Annotated in this window: 15 protein-coding genes; 13 read left to right on the forward strand and 2 right to left on the reverse strand. The window is 69.9% G+C overall.

Annotated elements, in window-relative coordinates:
• Positions 1-4 precede the first annotated feature (4 nt).
• The 13 genes from AC1DF3_RS18215 to AC1DF3_RS18275 all read left to right on the forward strand — a co-directional run bounded on the left by AC1DF3_RS18215 (position 5) and on the right by AC1DF3_RS18275 (position 14834).
• A complete protein-coding gene (locus AC1DF3_RS18215) occupies positions 5-1012 on the forward strand; it encodes a hydroxyquinol 1,2-dioxygenase (protein WP_286534791.1) in 1008 nt (335 codons plus the stop codon).
• A 120-nt stretch (positions 1013-1132) separates the two neighbouring features.
• Positions 1133-1594, forward strand: coding sequence for a nuclear transport factor 2 family protein (locus AC1DF3_RS18220; RefSeq protein WP_301807068.1), 462 nt, complete (start codon positions 1133-1135; stop codon positions 1592-1594).
• Positions 1595-1647: 53 nt separating this feature from the next.
• Positions 1648-3111 (forward strand): aldehyde dehydrogenase family protein, encoded by a 1464-nt coding sequence (locus AC1DF3_RS18225; protein ID WP_478140401.1) that lies wholly within the window; start codon positions 1648-1650, stop codon positions 3109-3111.
• A 24-nt stretch (positions 3112-3135) separates the two neighbouring features.
• Positions 3136-4395: an ABC transporter substrate-binding protein gene (locus AC1DF3_RS18230; RefSeq protein WP_301807070.1), complete on the forward strand. Its 1260-nt coding sequence runs from the start codon at positions 3136-3138 to the stop codon at positions 4393-4395.
• Positions 4396-4400: 5 nt separating this feature from the next.
• Positions 4401-5120: an ABC transporter ATP-binding protein gene (locus AC1DF3_RS18235; RefSeq protein ID WP_286534788.1), complete on the forward strand. Its 720-nt coding sequence runs from the start codon at positions 4401-4403 to the stop codon at positions 5118-5120.
• Between the two features lie 55 nt (positions 5121-5175).
• The gene (locus AC1DF3_RS18240; RefSeq protein ID WP_478140390.1) at positions 5176-5877 is read left to right on the forward strand and encodes an ABC transporter ATP-binding protein; all 702 of its coding nucleotides are present in this window, start codon (positions 5176-5178) and stop codon (positions 5875-5877) included.
• A 15-nt stretch (positions 5878-5892) separates the two neighbouring features.
• The gene (locus AC1DF3_RS18245) at positions 5893-6753 is read left to right on the forward strand and encodes a branched-chain amino acid ABC transporter permease (RefSeq protein WP_286534786.1); all 861 of its coding nucleotides are present in this window, start codon (positions 5893-5895) and stop codon (positions 6751-6753) included.
• Positions 6754-6759: 6 nt separating this feature from the next.
• On the forward strand, positions 6760-8361 hold the full coding sequence (locus AC1DF3_RS18250; RefSeq protein ID WP_478140391.1) for an alkaline phosphatase family protein: 1602 nt from the start codon (positions 6760-6762) through the stop codon (positions 8359-8361).
• Positions 8358-9365 carry a Bug family tripartite tricarboxylate transporter substrate binding protein gene (locus tag AC1DF3_RS18255; protein ID WP_478140392.1) on the forward strand — a complete coding sequence of 336 codons (1008 nt, stop codon included), beginning with the start codon at positions 8358-8360 and terminating at the stop codon, positions 9363-9365. Before AC1DF3_RS18250 ends, AC1DF3_RS18255 begins: the two co-directional genes overlap by 4 nt.
• Positions 9366-9372: 7 nt before the next feature.
• On the forward strand, positions 9373-10449 hold the full coding sequence (locus tag AC1DF3_RS18260; RefSeq protein WP_286534783.1) for a branched-chain amino acid ABC transporter permease: 1077 nt from the start codon (positions 9373-9375) through the stop codon (positions 10447-10449).
• Positions 10433-11305 carry an intradiol ring-cleavage dioxygenase gene (locus AC1DF3_RS18265; protein WP_286534782.1) on the forward strand — a complete coding sequence of 291 codons (873 nt, stop codon included), beginning with the start codon at positions 10433-10435 and terminating at the stop codon, positions 11303-11305. Before AC1DF3_RS18260 ends, AC1DF3_RS18265 begins: the two co-directional genes overlap by 17 nt.
• A gap of 17 nt (positions 11306-11322) precedes the next feature.
• On the forward strand, positions 11323-12090 hold the full coding sequence (locus AC1DF3_RS18270; RefSeq protein WP_478140393.1) for a class I SAM-dependent methyltransferase: 768 nt from the start codon (positions 11323-11325) through the stop codon (positions 12088-12090).
• 173 nt (positions 12091-12263) lie between these two features.
• Entirely contained in the window at positions 12264-14834 is a 2571-nt protein-coding gene (locus AC1DF3_RS18275; protein WP_478140394.1) for an ATP-binding protein, read from the forward strand.
• On the opposite strand, the gene AC1DF3_RS18280 is transcribed toward AC1DF3_RS18275, so the two are convergent.
• Together AC1DF3_RS18280 and AC1DF3_RS18285 are read right to left on the reverse strand one after the other, a co-directional pair.
• Entirely contained in the window at positions 14815-18495 is a 3681-nt protein-coding gene (locus tag AC1DF3_RS18280) for an alpha/beta fold hydrolase (protein ID WP_478140395.1), read from the reverse strand. The two genes, AC1DF3_RS18275 and AC1DF3_RS18280, sit on opposite strands and share 20 nt — an antisense overlap.
• Complete coding sequence (locus tag AC1DF3_RS18285; RefSeq protein ID WP_286534778.1) at positions 18492-19967, reverse strand: metallophosphoesterase family protein; 1476 nt, start codon at positions 19965-19967, stop codon at positions 18492-18494. The genes AC1DF3_RS18280 and AC1DF3_RS18285 overlap by 4 nt, the downstream gene beginning before the upstream one ends.
• Positions 19968-19971: the final 4 nt, after the last annotated feature.

A 19971-nucleotide genomic window follows, 5' to 3' on the forward strand; every position in this document is an offset into this window, starting at 1 on the left:
CGCCATGAACGCACCCGCAGAACTCGCCAAGGTCATCGCGTCGCAACCCGACGCCACGCTCGGCTACAAGGATTTCTCGCTCGGCAGCTTCGGCTTCCGCCGCGACGAGTACTTCGCCCACATCACCTGGAAGACCCGCGACGGCCGGCCGATGAGCCACACGATGGACATCGGCAACTACCTGCGCGCCCTGATGCGCGACGTCGCCTGGGGCTTCTTCTACGGCTGGGTCAACTTCGACGACGTGGTCGGCACGGTCAACCACTACCAGTCGGTCGACCTCTACGCCGGCAGCTTCAACGGCACCATGAAGGACGCCGGCATCGACCTGCTGGAGAACTTCCCGACCGCCCAGATCCGCGCCACCTTCGAGGCCATGCTCGATGACTGGACCAACGAGAGCTTCGACCCGTTCTCCGCGCCGCAGGAAACCGGCTCGCCCTATGGCCGCAAGAACGGCAACAACACGGCCAAGATCACCCGGGCGCGCGAGCTGGCCACGCGCTGCGTCGGCCTCAAGGGCGACCTCGACCTGCGCAGCGACGAGCGCGGCGCGCCGGTCAACCGCGCCTTCGCCGACGTGCCGCAGGGTCAGCCCGAACTGCATCCGGAGCCAGGCTTCGAGAACGAAGTCCACGCCTTCAATCTCTTCGGCTTCCTGAGCCGCTCGCAGGTCACCTGGAACCCGAGCTTCACTTCGGTCGTCAAGCACAGCTACATGTGCCCGACCACCGAGGAGCACATCCTGCCGATCATCCACGGCAATGACCGGGTCGAATGGTTCTTCCAGATGACCGACGAGATCCACTGGGACTGCGGCGACAAGAACACCGGCCGGCCGATGGCCCGCGTGATCATGAAGGCCGGCGACATGGCCGCCATGCCTGCCTACTGCCGCCACCAGGGCTTCAGCCCGAAGCGCTCGATGCTGCTGGTCTGGGAGAACGGCTCGCCGAGCCTGGTCTACGAGATCCAGAAGGGCGAGAGCCCGGAAATCCCGGTCCAGTTCTAGGACGGATACCGAGGCCGCGCGGAGACCGGGCGGCGCTCGGAGCGAAGCGACCTGATTCCGGCAGCCCCGACCGGCTGCGCCGGTGCGCCCTCACGTCAGCAGCGAAGAAGGAGACTCACCATGGCACTCACCCGTCAAACCATGACCGACGAGCAACGCAAGTCGGTGGCCCTCGAATACCTCAAGGCCTACGACAACGGCGGCGTCACCTCCAGCGGCGGTTCGATCCTCGACCTGTTCGCCGACGACGCCCAGGTGTACTTCCCCAAGTGGGGACTGGCGACCGGCAAGGCGCAGATCGGCCAGCTGTTCGGCGACGTCGGCAGCCGCGGCAAGTCGATCCGCCACGACTACGCGGGCTTCAACTGGATCTTCTCGGGCAGCGACCTGTTCGCCTGCGAAGGCACCAGCTTCGGCGAGCACGCGGATGGCCCGTGGCGCGCCGGCGTGCCCGAATGGGGCGCGGGCCGTTGGTGCGACGTCTTCGAGATCCGCGACTGGCTGATCCAGCGCTGCTTCATCTACCTCGACCCCGACTACGCGGGCAAGGACACCGCCCGCTACCCCTGGCTCACCAAGTGAATCACTCCATGACCCTCGCAGACATCCAGCAGGCCGCCGGCCTGAAGACGCCGATCCGCCACCAGCTCTTCATCGACGGCCGCTTCGTCGATGCCGAGTCGGGCGAGACGCTGGCGACCTTGAATCCGCACGACAACTCGACCATCGCCGAGGTCTCGCTGGCCGGCAAGGCCGACGTCGACCGCGCCGTGGCCGCCGCGAAGCGCGCCTTCCCGGCCTGGAGCCGCATGGCGGCGGCCGACCGCGGGCGCATCCTGCTCCGGCTGGCCGACCTGATCGAGGCCCACGGCGAAGAGCTCGCGCGCCTGGAATCGCTCGACACCGGCCATCCGATCCGCGATTCGCGCAAGCTCGACGTGCCGCGCACCGCCGCCTGCTTCCGCTATTTCGGCGGCATGGCTGACAAGTTCCAGGGCGAGACGATCCCGGTCGAGGCCGGCTTCCTCAACTACACGCTGCGCGAGCCGGTCGGCGTCGTCGGCCAGATCGTGCCGTGGAATTTCCCGCTGATGTTCACCAGCTGGAAGATGGCACCGGCGCTGGCGGCCGGCAACTGCATCGTGATGAAGCCGGCCGAGATCACGCCGCTGAGCTCGCTCAAGATCGTCGAGCTGATGGCCGAGGCCGGTATGCCCGATGGCGTGGTCAACATGGTGCCGGGGCTGGGCCACGTGGTGGGGCAATACATCGCCGAGCATCCCGAGATCGCGAAGGTCGCCTTCACCGGCAGCACCGCGACCGGCAAGCGCGTGGTGGCGGCAAGCGCGGGCAACCTCAAGAAGGTGCAGCTCGAGCTCGGCGGCAAGGGACCGAACATCGTGTTCGAGGACGCCTTCCTGCCCGCCGCGGTCAACGGCAGCGCATGGGCCATCTTCCACAACCAGGGGCAGGCCTGCATCGCGGGCTCGCGGCTGATGCTGCACGAGAAGATCGCCGACGAATTTCTCGACAAGTTCCTGCCGCTCGCCAAGTCGATCCGCCTCGGCAATCCGCTGGACGATGCGACGGAGATGGGTCCGCTCACCAGCGCGCAACACCAGGAGCGCGTGTTGAACTACGTGGAAGTGGCAAAGGGCGAGGGCGGCAAAGTGCTCGCCGGCGGCAAGGCGCCGGGCGGCGAACTGCAACGCGGCTGCTATGTCGAGCCGACCATCGTGCGTGCGAGCTCGTACCGCGACCGCGTGGCGCAGGAAGAAGTCTTCGGCCCCTTCGTCACCGTGCTGACCTTCAAGAGCGACGAGGAGGCGATGGAGATCGCCAACGGCACCGACTACGGCCTCGGCAGCGGCCTGTGGACCCGCGACCTGCAGCGCGCCCATCGCGTGGCGCGCGACCTGCACGCCGGCATGGTCTGGGTCAACAGCTACAAGCGCGTGAATCCGGGCTCGCCCTTCGGCGGCGTCGGCCAGAGCGGCTACGGCCGTGAGATGGGCTTCGATGCGATGCGCGAGTACACGCAGGTCAAGAGCGTGTGGATCAACGTCGATGCCGAGATTCCGCCCCATTTCGTGCGCTGAAGACAACAACAGAAGGAGACTCCCATGACCCTCAATCGCAGACAGTTCACGCAGGCCGCGGCCGCCCTGGCCGCCGGCGGTGCGACGCCGCTGGTGTTCGCGGCCGACACGCTGAAGATCGGCTACGTCTCGCCGCAGACCGGCCCGCTGGCGCCCTTCGGCGAGGCCGACAAGTGGGTCATCGACCAGATGAAGACCGCCTTCAAGGACGGCATCGCCGTCGGCGGCAGGAAGTACGCGGTGCAGATCGTGCTGAAGGACAGCCAGTCGAATCCGAACCGCGCCGGCGAGGTCGCCAACGACCTGATCCTGAAAGAGAAGGTGGCGCTGGTGCTGACCGCCGGCACCCCCGAGACGGCCAACCCGGTCAGCGACGCCTGCGAGCTGAACGAGCTGCCCTGCATCTCGAGCGTGGTGCCGTGGCAGCCCTGGTTCTTCGGCCGCAAGGGCGATCCGGCCAAGGGCTTCAACTGGACCTACCACCTGTTCTGGGGCCTGGAAGACGTCATCGCCAACTTCACCAGCGGCTGGAAGTCCGTGCCGACCAACAAGAAGGTCGGCGGCCTGTTCCCCAACGACGGCGACGGCAATGCCTGGGGCGACAAGGAGCTCGGCTTTCCGAAGCCGCTCTCGCAGATGGGCTTCACGCTGGTCGATCCGGGCCGCTTCCAGAACGGCACGCAGGACTTCAGCGCCCAGATCGCGGCCTTCAAGAACGCTGGGGTGGAGATCGTCACCGGCGTGGTGATCCCCCCCGATGCCAAGACCTTCCTCACGCAGGCGCGCCAGCAGGGCTTGCGGCCGAAGATCATCACGCTGGGCAAGGCGCTGCTGTTCCCGGGCGCGATCGAGGCGCTGGGCGATCTGGGCGATGGCTTGTCGACCGAGGTGTGGTGGAGCCCCTCGCATCCTTTCACGTCGAGCCTGACGAAGCAGAGCGCCAAGGCGCTGTCCGAGGCCTACGAGGCCGGCACGAAGAAACAGTGGACGCAGCCCATCGGCTTCGCGCATGCGCTGTTCGAGGTGGCGTCCAATTCCCTCTCGCGTGCCAAGTCGACGAAGGCCGCGGATGTGCGCGACGCGGTGGCCGCGACCTCGCTCGACACCGTCGTCGGGCCGGTGAAGTGGGGCGGACAGGGTCCGTTCAAGAACGTCAGCAAGACGCCGCTGGTGCTGGGCCAATGGGGCAAGGGCCAGAAGTTCAAGTACGAACTCACCATCGTGAGCAACGAGGCTGCGCCCAACATCCCCGTGGGCGGCGCGCTGCGCGCCATGCCCACCTGAGCACCATGCCGCTGCTGTCCCTCCATGCCGTGAGCAAGTCCTACGGCGCGCTCAAGGTCACCGACGACATCTCGCTCGCGGTGACCGAAGGCGAGACGCTGGGCATCCTCGGGCCGAACGGCGCGGGCAAGACCACACTGTTCAACCTGATCTCGGGCGACGCGCGCGTGGATGCCGGCCGCGTGGAGTACGAAGGCCGCGACGTGACCGCGCTCAAGCCGCACCAGCGTTGCCACGCTGGCATCGGCCGCAGCTACCAGGTCCCGCAGCCCTTCGGCAACATGACAGTGTTCGAGAACCTCGTGACCGCCGCGTGCTTCGGCGCCGAAGAGCGTGAGCAGGACGCGTGGGGGACCGCGCACGAAGTGCTCGCGCAGACCGGCCTCATGCCGCACGCGAACAGGCCGGCTGGCGGGCTCACGCTGCTGAATCGCAAGCGCCTCGAACTCGCGCGCGCACTGGCGACGCGGCCGAAGCTGCTGCTGCTCGACGAGATCGCGGGCGGTCTCACCGAGCCCGAGGCGAAGCAGCTCGTGGAAGAGCTCAAGCAGATCAAGGCGCGCGGCGTGACCATGATCTGGATCGAGCATGTGGTGCATGCCTTGCTCTCGCTGGCCGACCGGCTCTTCGTCATCAACTTCGGACAGAAGCTCGCGGAAGGCGAGCCGCATGCGGTGATGAACGATCCCGAGGTGCGGCGCGTGTACATGGGGGTGGAAGCATGAGCCGCCGGGCCGCTCCCAAGGCGAATACCGCAGCGCGCAGCGCGGAGGTTTCTCTATGACGGCGCTTCTTGACACGCAGGGCCTCACGGCGTTCTACGGCGACGCGCAAGCGCTCTTCGGCGTCGACTTCTCGCTCTCGCAAGGCGAGGTGGTCGCGGTCATCGGCGCGAACGGCGCGGGCAAGTCGACCTTGCTCAAGTGCCTCACGGGGCTGGTGCGCGCGCCGCGCGAGGCGGTCCGCTTCAAGGGCGAGGCGATCGGCAGCCTGCCGCCCGGCGAGATCGTGCGGCGCGGGCTGGCGATGGTGCCGGAAGGCCGCCGCCTGTTCCCGAGCCTGAGCGTGGAGGAGAACCTGCAGATGGGCGGACTCACCGCGCGCAAGGGACCGTGGAACATGCAGCGCGTCTACGAGCTGTTTCCGATCCTGGCCGAGAAGCGCCACAACCCCGGCACCGCGCTCTCGGGCGGCCAGCAGCAGATGGTCGCGCTCGGCCGCGCGCTGATGAGCAACCCCGAGGTGCTGCTGTGCGACGAGCTTTCGCTCGGCCTCGCGCCGATCGTGATCCATGAGATCTACGCCGCGATGCCCACGCTGGTTCGCGAAGGCATGACCGTCGTGATCGTGGAGCAGGACGTGACCATGGCGCAGCGCGTGTCGAAGCGCATCTACTACCTGCAGGAAGGACGCGTATCGCTGCAGGGACGCTCGGATGCGCTCACGCGCGAGCAGATTTCGCAGGCCTATTTCGGGCTGTGAGCGGGAGTCATCGAAGTGCTTGAAACCATCGTCCAGGGCGTGCTGCTCGGCGGCCTCTACACGCTGTTCGCGCTCGGGCAGTCGCTGATGTTCGGCGTGATGCGGCTGACCAATACCGCGCAGGGGGACTTCATCATCCTCGGCGCCTTCGCGGTGATCGCGGGCACTGCGCTCTTCGGCGACGCGCCGCTTCTCATCACGCTCGCGGTGCTGCCGGTGGCCTTCGGCTTCGGCTACGTGCTGCAGCGCTACGTGCTCAACGGCACGCTGGGCAAGGACCCGCTGCCCTCGCTGGTCGTGACTTTCGGGCTGTCGATCGTGATCCAGAACCTGCTGCTGGAACTGTTCTCCGCCGACCCGCGCTCGATCGAGACGGGAGGGCTCAACACGCAGGGCCTGCACCTGGGCGAATCGCTGTCGGTCGGCGTGCTGCCGCTGATCGTGCTCGCGGTCGCGATCGTGGCGACCGGCGGCCTGCAATGGCTGTTCGCGAACACCGCACTCGGGCGTTCGTTCCGCGCGGTGTCGGACGACCGCGAGATCGCGGAGCTCATGGGTCTCAACGCGAAGAAGGTCTACGCACTCGCAACCGCCATCGCCTTCGTGCTCATCGCGATCGCCGGCGCGCTGCAAGGGATGCGTACGACGGTGTCGCCTTCCGACGGCCCACTGCTGCTGCTTTTCGCGTTCGAGGCCGTGATCATCGGCGGCATGGGCTCCTTCTGGGGCACGCTGGCGGGCGCGATGATCCTCGGCATCACGCAGCAGATCGGCTTCCGTCTCGATCCGGGCTGGGGCATCTGGGTCGGACATCTGGTGTTCCTGGGCGTGCTGGTGTTGCGGCCGCAGGGGCTTTTCCCGAAGACCGTGGGCTGAACGGACATGACCGGAAATTCCTCCTCTTCCTCCCGCCCGCTGCGCAACGTGCTGTTCATCATGTGCGACCAGCTCCGCGCGGACTACCTCTCGTGCTATGGCCACCCGCGCCTGCACACGCCGAACATCGACGCGCTCGCGGCGCGCGGGGTTCGATTCGATCGCGCCTATGTGCAGGGCTCGGTCTGCGGCGCGTCGCGCATGTCGACCTACACCGGGCGCTATGTCAGCACGCACGGCGCGATGTGGAACTTCGTGCCGCTCTCGGTCGGACAGAAGACGCTCGGCGAGCATCTTCGGCCGCATGGCGTGCGGTGCGCGCTGGTCGGCAAGACGCATGTGGAAGCCGATCTCGAAGGCGCGAAGCGGCTCGGCATCGATGTCTCGCAAGGCGAAGGACGCCTCGCGATGGAAGGCGGCTTCGAGCCCTATGCCCGCGACGACGGCATCTGGCCGCCGGGCTTCAAGGTCAGCGGCAACGCCTACTGCGACTGGCTGCGCGAGCGCGGCTATGAGTCCGACAACCCGTGGCACGACTTCGCGAACTCGGGCCGGGGGCCGAACGGCGAGATCCTCAGCGGCTGGCAGATGCGCTGGGCCGACAAGCCCGCGGCGATCGAGGAGCCGCACAGCGAGACGCCCTACACGACCGACCGCGCGATCGACTTCATGAAGGAGGCCGGCGATACGCCGTGGGTGCTGCACCTGTCGTACATCAAGCCGCACTGGCCCTACGTCGTTCCTGCCCCGTATCACGAGATGTTCGGACCCGACGACGTGCAGCCCGCCGTGCGCAGCGAAGCCGAGCGGCAGAACGCGCATCCGGTCCTCGAAGGCTTCCGTCGCGACACCGCGAGCGAGAGCTTCAGCCGCGACGAGGTGCGCCGCACCGTGATCCCGACCTACATGGGCCTGGTGAAACAGGTCGACGACCAGCTGGGCCGCCTGTTCGCCTTCATGCGCGCGCAGGGCCTGGACCGCGAGACGCTGGTCGTCTTCACCAGCGACCACGGCGACTACCTCGGCGACCACTGGCTCGGCGAGAAGGAGCTGTTCCACGAGCCGATCGTGCGCGTGCCGCTGATCGTGGCCGATCCGCGCGCGGAGGCCAATGCCACGCGCGGCACGGTCAGCGATGCGCTGGTGGAGTGCATCGACATCGTGCCGACGGTGCTCGAAGCGCTGGGCATCGATCGGCCCTCGCAGTGGCTCGAAGGCGAATCGCTGCTGCCGCTGGTGCACGCGCATGAAGATGCGAAAGGCAAGGACTTCGTCGTCTGCGAGAACAGCTACGCCTTCCGCGACGCGGTTCGCCTGCCCATCGGCCAACCGGTCGACCGCTGCCACATGACGATGCTGCGCGACCGGCGCTGGAAGTTCGTGCACTTCGAGGACCTGCCGCCGATGCTGTTCGACCTGGAGTCCGATCCGCAGGAACTGGTCGATCTCGGGCGCGACCCGGCGCATGCGGCGGTGCGCGAGCAGATGCTCGCGCGTCTCTTCGCCTGGCTGCGCGCGCGCCACCGTTTTCCCACCATCGCGCCGGCTGCGATCGAGGCCTGGAACAGGCGCGAGCGAGAGGCCGGCATCTTGATCGGCGCGTGGTGAGCGCTGCGACGACAACCCATAACGGAGACATCATGCGTTTCATTGCCAGACCCCTGACCGTCGCGCTTGCCGCCGCTGCGATGCTGCCGCTCGGCGCCGCGGCCGCCGATGCGGCGTGGCCCACCAAGCCGGTGCGCCTCGTGGTCGCATTTCCGGCCGGCGCGCCGGGCGACATCATTTCGCGCCTGATCCAGCCGAGCCTGCAGAAGGCGTTGGGCCAACCCGTGGTGGTCGACAACAAGCCCGGCGCCGGCGGCAACATCGGCATGCAGGAAGTGCTGCGCGCGAACGATATGCACACCGTGCTCGTGGGGCCGGACACGATGCTCACCATCAACCCCCATCTCTACAAGAAGCTGACGTTCAAGCCGAAGGAGGACTTCGCGCCGGTGACGCAGCTCGCGAGCTTCAGCCAGGAGCTGGTGTGTCATCCCTCCGTCGGCGTGAAGACGCTGCCCGAACTGCTCGCCGCCGCGAAGAAGACGCCGATGAGCTATGCCTCGGGTGGTCCCGGCGTGCCCGGCCACATGGCGATGGAGATGCTGCTTTCGACGACCGGCGCGAGCATGCAGCATGTCGCTTATCGCGGGCCGAGCCCCGCAATGCAGGATGTGCTTGGCGGCGCGGTGCCCTGCGGCTTTCTCGCGTCGCCGGTGGTCGGTCCGCTGATCAAGGACGGCAAGCTGGTGCCGATCGTCGTGTCGGGCTCGAAGCGGCTTGCGAGCCAGCCTTCGGTGCCCACCGCCGCCGAGGCCGGCGCCAAGGGTTATGAGGCGAGCTTTGCCGAAATGATGGCGATGCCGCGCTCGACGCCACCGGCGGTGGTCGACCGTCTGCAAGTCGAGGTGGCGAAGGCGCTGGCCGCGCCCGAGGTGCGAGAGCGCCTCGCGACGCTCGACCTGGAGCCGCTCGCGAACACCCCCAAGGAGGCGGCACAGCGCCTGCAGACCGAGAGCCAGCGCTGGGCCAAGGTGGCCGAACGCATCAACCTGCAACTGGATTGAACTCGCCATGACGCCTCCGCTTCCCTTCACGGTCGAGCGCGCCACGGCGATGAGCCGCACGGCGGGCGTCGTCGGCGTCGTGCTGGCGGTGCTCGCCGCGAGCCTGCCGTTCTGGGGCGAATCGAGCTGGATGCGCGAGTTCGTCGAGATCGCCTGCTACTTCATCTTCGCGATGATGTGGAACCTGCTGGCGGGCTACGGCGGCATGGTGAGCATCGGGCAGCAGGCCTTCTTCGGCTTCGGCGGCTACGTGATGCTGATGCTGGGCAACTTCGCGGGTCTCAATCCGTTCGTCGCGATTCCGCTCGGCGCGCTGGCGGCGGGACTGATCGCGGTGCCGGTGTCCTTCGTCGCGTTCCGTCTCTCGGGCGGCTACTTCGCGATCGGCACCTGGGTGATCGCCGAAGTGTTCCGGCTCAGCTTCGCCAACGTGTCGGCGGTGGGCGGCGGCTCGGGAACCTCGCTCACCGCGCTGCGCGGCATCGACAAGGCGACCCGCGAGAGCACCACCTACTGGATGGCGCTGGCCTGCGTGGTGGCGGCGATCGCGCTGGTCTACCTGTTCCTGCGCAGCAAGCGCGGGCTGGCGCTGCTGGCGATCCGCGACAACGAGGTCGCGGCCGAGTCGCAGGGCATCCCGGTGGCGCGCATGAAGCTCGCGGTGTACGTGGTCGCGGCCTTCGGCGCCGGCCTGGCGGGGGCGCTCTATTTCGTCGGCAACCTGCGCATCAGCCCCGATGCCGCCTTCAGCGTCAACTGGACCGCGTTCGCGATCTTCATGGTGGTGATCGGCGGCATCGGCCGGATCGAGGGGCCGCTGGTCGGCGCCCTCATCTTCTGGGCGCTGAACAAGTTCCTGAGCGACTACGGCACCTGGTACCTGCTCGGGCTGGGCCTGCTGGCGATCGTCGTCACCATCTTCTTCAAGCAGGGCCTGTGGGGCTATGCGCAGCAGCGCTGGGGCTGGTCGCTGTTCCCGACCCAGCGGCGGCTGGCAGTGCATGATGCGCCGGTCCCGAAACGTTCGATGCCCCTCAGACGTCCCACCGACCTGGAGCTCCATCCCCATGCGAAACATCAATGAACACACCATCACGGCCGCCGTGCTCGAGCGCATGGCGGACTGCGAGAACCCCCGGCTGAAGGAGATCATGTCGGCGCTGGTGCGCCACATGCACGACTTCGCCCGCGAGGTGAAGCTCACCGAGGCCGAGTGGGCCGCCGGCATCGAGTTCCTGACCGCGACCGGGCAGAAGTGCGATGACAAGCGGCAGGAGTTCATCCTGCTGTCCGACACGCTGGGCCTGTCGATGCTGACCGTGGCCATGAACCATGCCAAGAGCGCCCAGGCCACCGAGGCCACCGTGTTCGGCCCCTTCCACGTCCAGGGCGCGCCCCGGCTCCCGCTCGGCGGCGACATCTCGGGCGGCGCCGCCGGCGAGCCGCTGTTCGTGCGGGCCGTGGTGCGCGGGCGCGACGGCGAGCCGGTGGCCGATGCCGAGGTCGATGTCTGGGAGGCCGACGCCGAAGGCTTCTACGACGTCCAGCGGACGGGCCTCGACCGGCCGCAGGGCCGCGCCGTCTTCCGCACCGATGGCGAGGGCCGGCTGTGGTTCCGCGGCGTGATGCCCGTGGCCTATCCGATCCCCACCGATGGCCCGGTCGGCGTGATGCTGCGGGCCACCAAGCGCCATCCGTGGCGCCCCGCGCATGTCCACTTCATGATCCAGGCGCCGGGCTACGAGACGCTGATCACGCACGTGTTCCGCGACGGCGACCGCTACCTCGACAGCGATGCCGTGTTCGGCGTGCGCAGCTCCCTGATCGGCGACTTCGCCTCGCACCCGGCCGGCGCCGGGCCCGACGGCAGCGTGCTGTCGACGCCGTTCCACACGCTGAATTTCGATTTCGTGCTGGAGCCGGCGGCGGTGGCCGGGTGAATGGCCATAATGGACCGATGCAAAGTCCTGGCTCGCCGCACCCTTCGCCCGAGGCGCTCGCGCCGCACACGCCGCTGCCGGCCTACTACGCCGACGAGGCGGAGCACGAGCAGTTCCTGCGCCGGATCTTCGACGACACCGCGCCCGACTACGACCGCATCGAACGGGTGCTCGCCTTCGGCTCGGGCCCCTGGTACCGGCGCTCGGCGCTGCAGCGCGGCGGCCTCGCGGCGGGCGCGCAGGTGCTCGACGTCGGCATCGGCACCGGGCTGGTGGCGCGCGAGGCGCTGGCGCTGATCGGCGCGCAGGGGCAGCTGGTCGGTGTCGATCCGAGCCCCGGGATGATGGGCCAGGTGGCGCTGCCGGGCGTGACGCTGGTGCGCGGCCGGGCCGAGGCGCTGCCGCGGCCCGATGCCAGCAGCGACTTCATCAGCATGGGCTACGCGCTGCGCCACATCGCCGACGTCAATGCGGCCTTCGCCGAATTCTTCCGGGTGCTGCGCCCCGGCGGGCGGCTGCTGGTGCTCGAGATCACCAAGCCCTCGGGCCGGGTCGGAACGGCCGTGCTCAAGGGCTACATGCGCGGCGTGGTTCCGCTGATCGCCAAGGTGGTGGCGCGGGGGCAGGACACGGCCGAACTGTGGCGCTACTACTGGGACACGATCGAGGCCTGCATCGCGCCTGAATCGGTGCTGGCCGCGCTGCGCGCCGCCGGTTTCCAGGACGTCAAGCGACACGTCGAACTCGGCATTTTTTCCGAGTACAGCGCATTCAAGCCGGCTTGAGCCAGCGCCGTCGGGCGCAGGTGCCCGGACAATGATGTGCAGGATCGCGCAATCAGTTACAAACCCAGCCTGGCGGGCGGGACATGCGCGCCCTCGAACAGGAGCGGACATGGCAGTCGGAATCGGGATGGGCACGGTGCGCGGCACCGGAGGCGGGGTGACCGGGGTGGCGGATGCAGGCCACTGAGTCGGTCTATCGCTTCGACCATGCCGAACTGAATCCCGCCAGCCGCGAACTGCGGGTCGGCGGCGAGCCGGTCCAGCTCGGCGCCCGTGCTTTCGACGTGCTGCTGGCGCTGGTCACCCACCGCGAGCGCATGCTGACCAAGAACGAGTTGCTCGACCTCGTCTGGCCCAACCTGGTGGTCGAGGAAAACAATCTCCAGGTGCAGGTCAGCGCGCTGCGCAAGCTGCTCGGCGCCAAGGCCATCGTGACGGTGCCGGGCCGCGGCTATCGCTTCGCCGCTGCGCTGGACGACGCGCCCGCCGCCGACCGGACGGCGGCCCGGGCCGCGGTCGCGCCGCCGTCCGTGGCGCTGCCCTCCGAATTCGGCAACCTGCCGGTCGGCTTGCCGCCGTTGCTGGGGCGCGACCAGGACCTGGCGCAGCTGCGCGGCCTGGTGCGCGAGCATCGGCTGGTCAGCCTGCTGGGCGCGGGCGGCATCGGCAAGACCAGCCTGGCGCTGGCGCTGGCCCGCGACCTGGCGCACCGCTTCCGCGATGGTGCCTGGATGGTCGAGCTGGCCCATGTCTCGGACCCCGGCGCCGTACCGGGCGCGGTGGCGCGCGCGTTGCGCATCGGCCTGCCCGGCCACGCCGACCCGGCGCGCGAGCTGGCCGAACGCCTGCGCGGGCGCGAACTGCTGCTGCTGGACAACTGCGAACACCTGATCGAGCCGGTCGCGGCGCTGGTCGGCCAGCTGGGGGCGGCGCTGCCCGAGCTGCACATCCTGGTCACCAGCCAGGAGCCGCTGCGGCTGTCGGCCGAGCGCTCGATGCGCCTCGGCACGCTGGCCGTGCCGGCCGACGCCGAGGTGGCGGACGCCGCGGCGCACGGCGCGGTGGCGCTGTTCGCCGCCCGGGTCGCTGCGGTGCAGCCGGGCTTCCGGCTCGACGCCTCGAACCTCGAGGCGGTGGTGGCCATCTGCCGCGCGCTCGACGGCATGCCGCTGGCCCTGGAGCTCGCGGCCGCCCGGGTGCCGCTGCTGGGCGTGCCGGGGGTGCGGCAGCACCTGGGCCAGCGCCTGCGGATCCTCAACAACGGCGCCCGCGACGCACCGTCGCGCCATCGCACCCTGCGCGCCACGCTCGACTGGAGCCATGCGCTGCTGAGCCCGCTCGAGCGCACGGTGTTCCGCCGGCTCGGTGTCTTCGTCGGCGGCTTCGGGCTCGAGCTGGCGCAGCAGGTGGCGGCCGACGACGGCATCGATGCCTGGGCCGTGGTCGACCTGCTCGGCAACCTGATCGACAAGTCGATGGTGGTGCTGGAGGCCGGTGCCACGCCACGCTACCGCCTGCTGGAGAGCGCCCGCGCCTATGCCCGGGAGCAGCTCGAGGCGGCCGGCGAATGGGAGCGCCTGCGGGCCTGGCATGCGCGCTGCATGCGGGTGGCGATCGACCGTCCGGAGCGCGCCGGGTGCATGGGCTTCGAAACCATGGACCAGTGGGTGATGACCTGCATCCCCGAGGTCGACAACCTGCGCAGCGCGATCGAATGGGCTTGCGGCGAGCGCGGCGACCCGGCGCTGGCGCTCGAGCTGGTGAACACCGCCGCGGTGCTCATGTACCAGGCCGGTCGCTACGGCGAGGGCGTGCGCTGGATGCGCATGGCCGAACCGCTGGTCGATGCGCGCACCGCCCCTTTCGTGGTGGCGGATTTCTGCGGTGGGCTGGCCATGATCGGCCTGCACGGCGGGGTCAACGCCCAGGAGCGGGAGAAGCTGCTCGAGCGCTCCCGCGCCATCTTCGAGCAGGAGCAGGCCCACGGCCGGCTGGTGATCGCCCTGTGCATGAGCGCCTACGTGTCGGCCGTGACCGCCGACTTCGAGAGCGCCGAGCGCCACCTGGCGCAGGGACGCGCGCTGATCGAAGCGCCGGCGATGCACGGCTTCCGCGGCCTCTGGCTCTACAACTGCGGCATGGTCCGGCGCTACCAGGGCCGCACCGAGGAGGCGCTGGCCGCCTTCGCCCAGGCGCTGCCGCTGGTGCGCAGCGGCGGCGATGCCCGCACCCGGTTCTACGTGCTCAACAACCTGGCGGCGCTGCACCAGGAGATCGGCCACATCGATGAGGCGGTCGACCAGTTCCGCGCCGTGATCGAGCATCTGCGCCGCTCGCCGCTGACCGATGCCCAGATGCTGGCCTTCGCCCACAACTGGTACGCCCATGCCCTCACGGTGCAGGGCTCGCTGGCCGAGGCGCAGGCCCAGGTCATGCTGAGCCTGCCGCAGTGCCGGCGCACGCTGGGCATCCGGCACTTCTCCGGCATGCTGGCGCTGTTGGCGGCGCGCCAGGGACGGCTGCGCGATGCCGCGCTGCTGATCGGCTGCGACGACGCGGCGAGGGCCCGCCGCGGCGAGGTGCGCAGCCGGGCCGATACCCGCATGCTCGAGGCCACGCTGGCGCTGGTCGGCGCCGTCCACCCGCCGTCCGAGCTGGCGGCGTGGCGCCTCGAAGGCGCCGGCCTCGACGAGGACGCCGCGATCGGGCTGGCCTCGGCCGGCCTCAGCGCGCTGCCGGGCTGACACTTTCGAGCTGCGCGATCAGCGTCGGGAAGACGTCGCGCGCGGCGTTGCGGCCGACGAACAGGTCCATGTGGGCGTAGCCTTCGAACACATGGCGGGTGTAGAGCGACGGGTCGTTCAGCCGCGACAGCCAGGCCTGGGTCCGCAGGCTGCCCTCCGGGAAGAACAACTGGTTGTCGGCCCCGGCCACGAAGCAGATCGGCAGCGCCAGCCGCGGCGCGTTGGCCGGCGTGACATACACATCCCGGCCCGCGCTGTCGACCGCCTTGGCGCGCTGCATGATCAGGCTCAGGTGCTCGAAGGGATGCAGCGCCACGCTGCCGAACATCTCCGCCAGCGCGGTGTGGGTGGCGTGGTTGAGCTGCGCGTGCGCATAAGACGCGCCGAAGATCGAGAACACGCGATGGCACAGCGGGTTGTTGCACTGCTCGCCGTCCGGCACCGGCACCTTGAAGGCCAGGGTGTCGATCTCGCGGTCGAGCTCGGTGCTGCCGGGCACGCTGTCGAAGCGGCCGTCGAGCGGAGCGTAGCTTTCGAGCACGCGGGCCAGGCCGATGTCGGCCTTGGCATCGTTGAGCCAGCCCGTGACCGGGTGCAGCGTGAGCTGCGAGGACACCAGCGAGCGCACGCCGGTCATGCCGTCCAGCAGCGCCATCAGCAGGCTCATCGAGCCGACGCAGTGGGCGATCGCCTGCAGGTCGGCGGCGCCGGTGGCCTGCAGGACGAAGCGCACCGCGGCCGGCCAGTCGGTGCGCGCGATGTCGTCGATCGTGTAGGGCGCGATCGGGCTGCCGGAATCGGGGCTGGCCCGGTAGTCGAACAACCAGACGTCGTAGCCGCGCGCGCACAGCGCCTCGACCAGGTTCTGGTCCACCGTGTCGGTCGCGAACGACGAGGCCCGGACCGAGAAGCCCGGCGCCAGCACCACCGGCCCGAGCGTGCCGCCGGCGTAGCGCGTGAGCCTGATCCTGAAGCCGTCGCCGACCTCGACGCTGTGTGCCACCGGCGCCGGCGCGCGAAGGGCGCGGCGCGGCAGCTGCGCCAGGTCGAGCGCCGGGAAGTTGTGCAGGTCGGCCAGCAGCCCGCCGTAGGCCCGGAACAGCGTCATGCCGAAGAAGGCGCCGAAGCGGGCGAGGTAGGCGCTGGCAATGGCGCGCTCGGCCGCCGGTACATGCGCTTCGAGCACGCCGGGGAGGCTGGCCGGCGGCTTGACCTCGACCGTCGAGGCCTGCCACAGCAGGTCCTCGAGGTCGAGCGTGAGGATGCCCTGGGCCACCATCCGTCCGGCCATGCCGTCGCCGTCGTAGACCCGCACGAACAGGGTGGTGGTGTCGGTCCAGGGCGATGCGCCGGGCCGCTGGTGCAGCACCTTGTGGCCCTTGAAGCGCAGCCGCGAGTCGCCGCGCCGCAGCACCATCTCGTAGGTCATGGTCCAGGTCTCGACCCGTTGCGCATCGGCCGGCAGCAGGTGGAACACGCCGCTGGCCACCGGCATCGGCTCGCTCCACAGCGCCGGACAGGTCACGCTGCCTGAAATGGTGGCCGGGTGGGTCGGGTCCGACACCATCTGGTGGAGGTCGGCGGTGTGGATCGTGAGATCGAAGCGCATCGCCTGGCCCCGGGCCTTGCCCCAGGCGCAGGCGACCTCGTAGTCGCTCGCCAGCCGCTGCTGCGGGCCGGTGCGCGGCAGCACCGCGTCGGTACTGATCCAGCCGTGCATGGTCTCGGTGAACTGGAAGCTCGGGCTCAGCAGCGCCGGGTCCTTGCGGATGAGCGCGCCGATCGCCTCTTTGGCGAGTTCGACGGCGCCGGCCTCGACCTTGTCGATGGCTCGCCGCAGCAGGCCCGATGGCGGCGCCCCGGCGCCGGTCGACGCCGGCATCGGTCCGCGCGGCGCCATCCCGAGGTCCAGGGTCCAGCCGCGCCGGTCGCACAGCAGCTGGCAGGCGCGCTCGGCCAGCGCGCTGATCGTCAGCAGCGGATTGACGCCCGCCGCGCCCGGCAGCACCGCGCCGTCGCAGACCAGCAGCCCCTCATGCACCGCCTGCCCGTCGCGCCCCGCGAACACCCGGCCCTGGTGGTCGACCACGCCGTCGGCCGCGCTGTCGCCCATGCCGCAGCCGCCCAGCGGATGCACGGTGATCAGCTTGTGGCCGAGCGGCTCGCTCCACAGCGGGTTCGGAATGAACTGGCCCTGGACCGCCTCGTTGGCGGCCCGCAGCCACTGGTGGTCCTTGGCGATCACCGGGCGGGTGCCGGCGCCCGGCCAGTCGATGCGCAGCCGGTCGTCCTGCAGGTGCAGGCGGCCGCCGGCATCGTCCACGCTCATCACCAGGTAGGTCTGGGTGCGCGCCACTGCGCCGCCGTAGGCCGCCGCCGCCAGCTCGCCGGGGTGCTGCACCGCCTCGCCCATCGCCTGCGCATCCTGCAGGCGCGACTTGGCCTGGGCCGCGCCGTAGGCGAATTCGCCGCCGGTCATGGCGTCGGCGAAGAACAGGGCGGGCGTCAGCATCGACGCCAGGGCGCCGGGGATCACGCCTTCCTCGATCACCAGGCCGTCGCCGACCTCGGGCGCATCGCGCAGGTCGATCACGCCGGTGATGCAGGGCCCGGGCAGGTCGGCGGGGGCCAGCTTGTTGCGGCCGGTGCCGACGCCGTTGATCGGGCTGCGGACCGTGTTGCCGGCGGCGTCGGTGCTGGCCTGCCAGTCGTTGTCGTAGCCCAGCGCCAGCACGTCGCCGTTGCCCGAGAAGCGCGTGCCGAGGCGGTCCGACAGCGCCAGCCCGCGTTCCCTGGAGCGCAGCAGGATCTCGGTCGAGCCCAGCGCGCCGGCGCCGAGCATCACGATGTCGGCCGTCACGCTGCGCGGCGCGTCCGCCGCCGGCGCGCTCTCGCCGCGCAGCGCCACCGGGTCGAAGACCACGCGCCAGCGCTCGCCCTCGCGCTCGACGTGGCTGACCCGGGCGCCGGTGAAGATCTCGGCGCCGTGGTTCGCCGCATCCGGCAGGTAGTTCATCAAGGTCGTGTTCTTGGCGCCGACGTTGCAGCCGCTGGTGCAGTCGCCGCACAAGGTGCAGTGCGGCTGCGGGACGCCGAAGGGGTTCAGCTGGTCGGCGAAGTTGACCGCGATCGGCGGCCGCTCGAACGGGCGCTTCATCGCCCGGGCCGACTTCTCCAGCGCCTGCAGCTTGTTCAGCGGCGGGTAGTCGTCGGGGTAGGGTGAAGGGTCGAGCATCCGCCGCGCACGCGCGATGTAGGGGTCGAGCAGGGCCGGGTCGTTGCGGAACGGCGCCGGCCAGGGCGTGGCCTCGAACAGCCGGGGGTCGATCTCGAGCGCGACGTTGGCGTTGATCAGCGAAGTGCCGCCGAGGCCGCAGCCGACCATCGCGAGCATGTCGTCGTTGAGGTGCAGGTTGTAGAGGCCGTCGGCGGCGCCGAGCTTGCCGCGGGCGCCGTCGACCTGCATGTCGGCCCGGGCGCCGGCCATGTCGTCCGGGTAGTCGCCGGGCAGTATTTCGCGGCCGCGTTCGAGCACGCAGACCGACTGGCCCGCGCGCGCCAGTCGCGAGGCGGCGACGCCGGCGCCGTAGCCGGAGCCGACCACGACCACCGTGTAGTGAGAGGCCAGCTGGGACAGCGGTCGGGCGAGTCGCTTCATCATGGGGCGGTCGCCGGGTTGCGGCCGGGAACGTGGAAGAACTTGTCGAGCAGCCGGGCGGCGTGCGCCTCGGTGGCCGTCTGCGCCGAGCGCGAGAAGACCTGCCAGGCCGGCGCCGTTCGTTCGATCCCGGCGGCCAGTGCGGCCAGCATCGGGTTGTCGCGGTCGCCGAAGCCGCCCACGCCCTGCGCCTGCACCGGGGCCATGCGGCCGTTGACCGGATCGTTGAAGAGCCGCAGCGAGGCGAGGTTCAGGGCCTCGTCGATGAACACCGCCGCGGCCCCCTGGGTCGAGGTCATGGTCGGCTGGTCCATGACCCAGCCGCCGGTGTTGAAGACGCGCACCGGCTGGCCGAAGCCCGCCACCGGCAGCTCGTCCTGGAACGGCTTGTGGGTGTGTCCGAAGACGAAGGCGAGATCGAGGCCGGACGGCTCCAGGCCGGCGCGCTCGAGCTCCAGCTTGACCGGGCCCGACAGGAACCAGCGCAGGTCGGCGACGTCGCCGGCGGTCATCAGGGCGAGGTAGCTGTCGCGCTGCGACTCGGCGCCCCGGCCCAGCGTCGCGTCGAGCAGGCCGAGCAGCAGCTGGTCGAGCGTGATGCCCTGCAGCATCGGCATGCTGCCGCTGAGGCCGAAGCGCGTGCCGAGCCGGGCCACCAGCAGGGCCGACAGGCGTTGCGCGAAGCGCTGCGAGGCGCCGCCGTCGCGCATGACCTCGTACAGCGTCGTGGCCGCCGTGCCGGTCAGCCCGGCGCTGCCGAGGTCCGACCAGAGGAAATCGACCCAGGCGCCGTTGCGCGCTTCGAGCTGCGCCATCGTGGCCGGGCCGCGGCCGTGGAGACCCGGCGCCTGGGCATCGAGCGCGGAGACCAGTCGGTACATCGGGTCGACGTAGTGGCCGTGGTGCAGCACCACGCAGCGACGGCGCCCGGCGTCGATCAGGCCGAGGTTGGGATAGGCGATCTCGACCCGGGTCTCGCTCAGCGCCGGATGGCGGTGGATCAGGCCGGTCAGCATCGGCGACGGGATGCCGCTGGCATCGGGATCCTGGAACAGCGCCGTGTGGGCGATCAGGTCGCTCTCGATGCGGCCCTCGCGCAGGCTGTCCTGGAAGTGCTGGTCCTGGGCGATGCGCCACAGGTGGTGGTCGTGGTTGCCGGGCACGCACAGCACCCGCGGCGCGAACAGCGGCCGGTCGCCATCGAGCATCACGGCCTGGACGAAACAGTCGAAAGCGGCCGCGACGCTGCCCATCGGCGACAGGCCCATGTCGAGCACGTCTCCGAGCAGGACCAGGGTCGGCGGCGGCCCGTCGCCGAGCGCGGGCAGCAGTTGCCGCAGCGCCAGGCCCAGGGCCGTCAGCGTGGCGCTGGGCCGGGTCGGGTCGGGACGGCCTTCGGCGTCGGTCGAGGTGAGGGTGCTGTAGCCGGCGCCGAGATGCAGGTCGGAAAGGCAGACGTAGCGGGGGGTGCTCAAGGCG

Source organism: Variovorax sp. 10N432, from assembly GCF_056394465.1.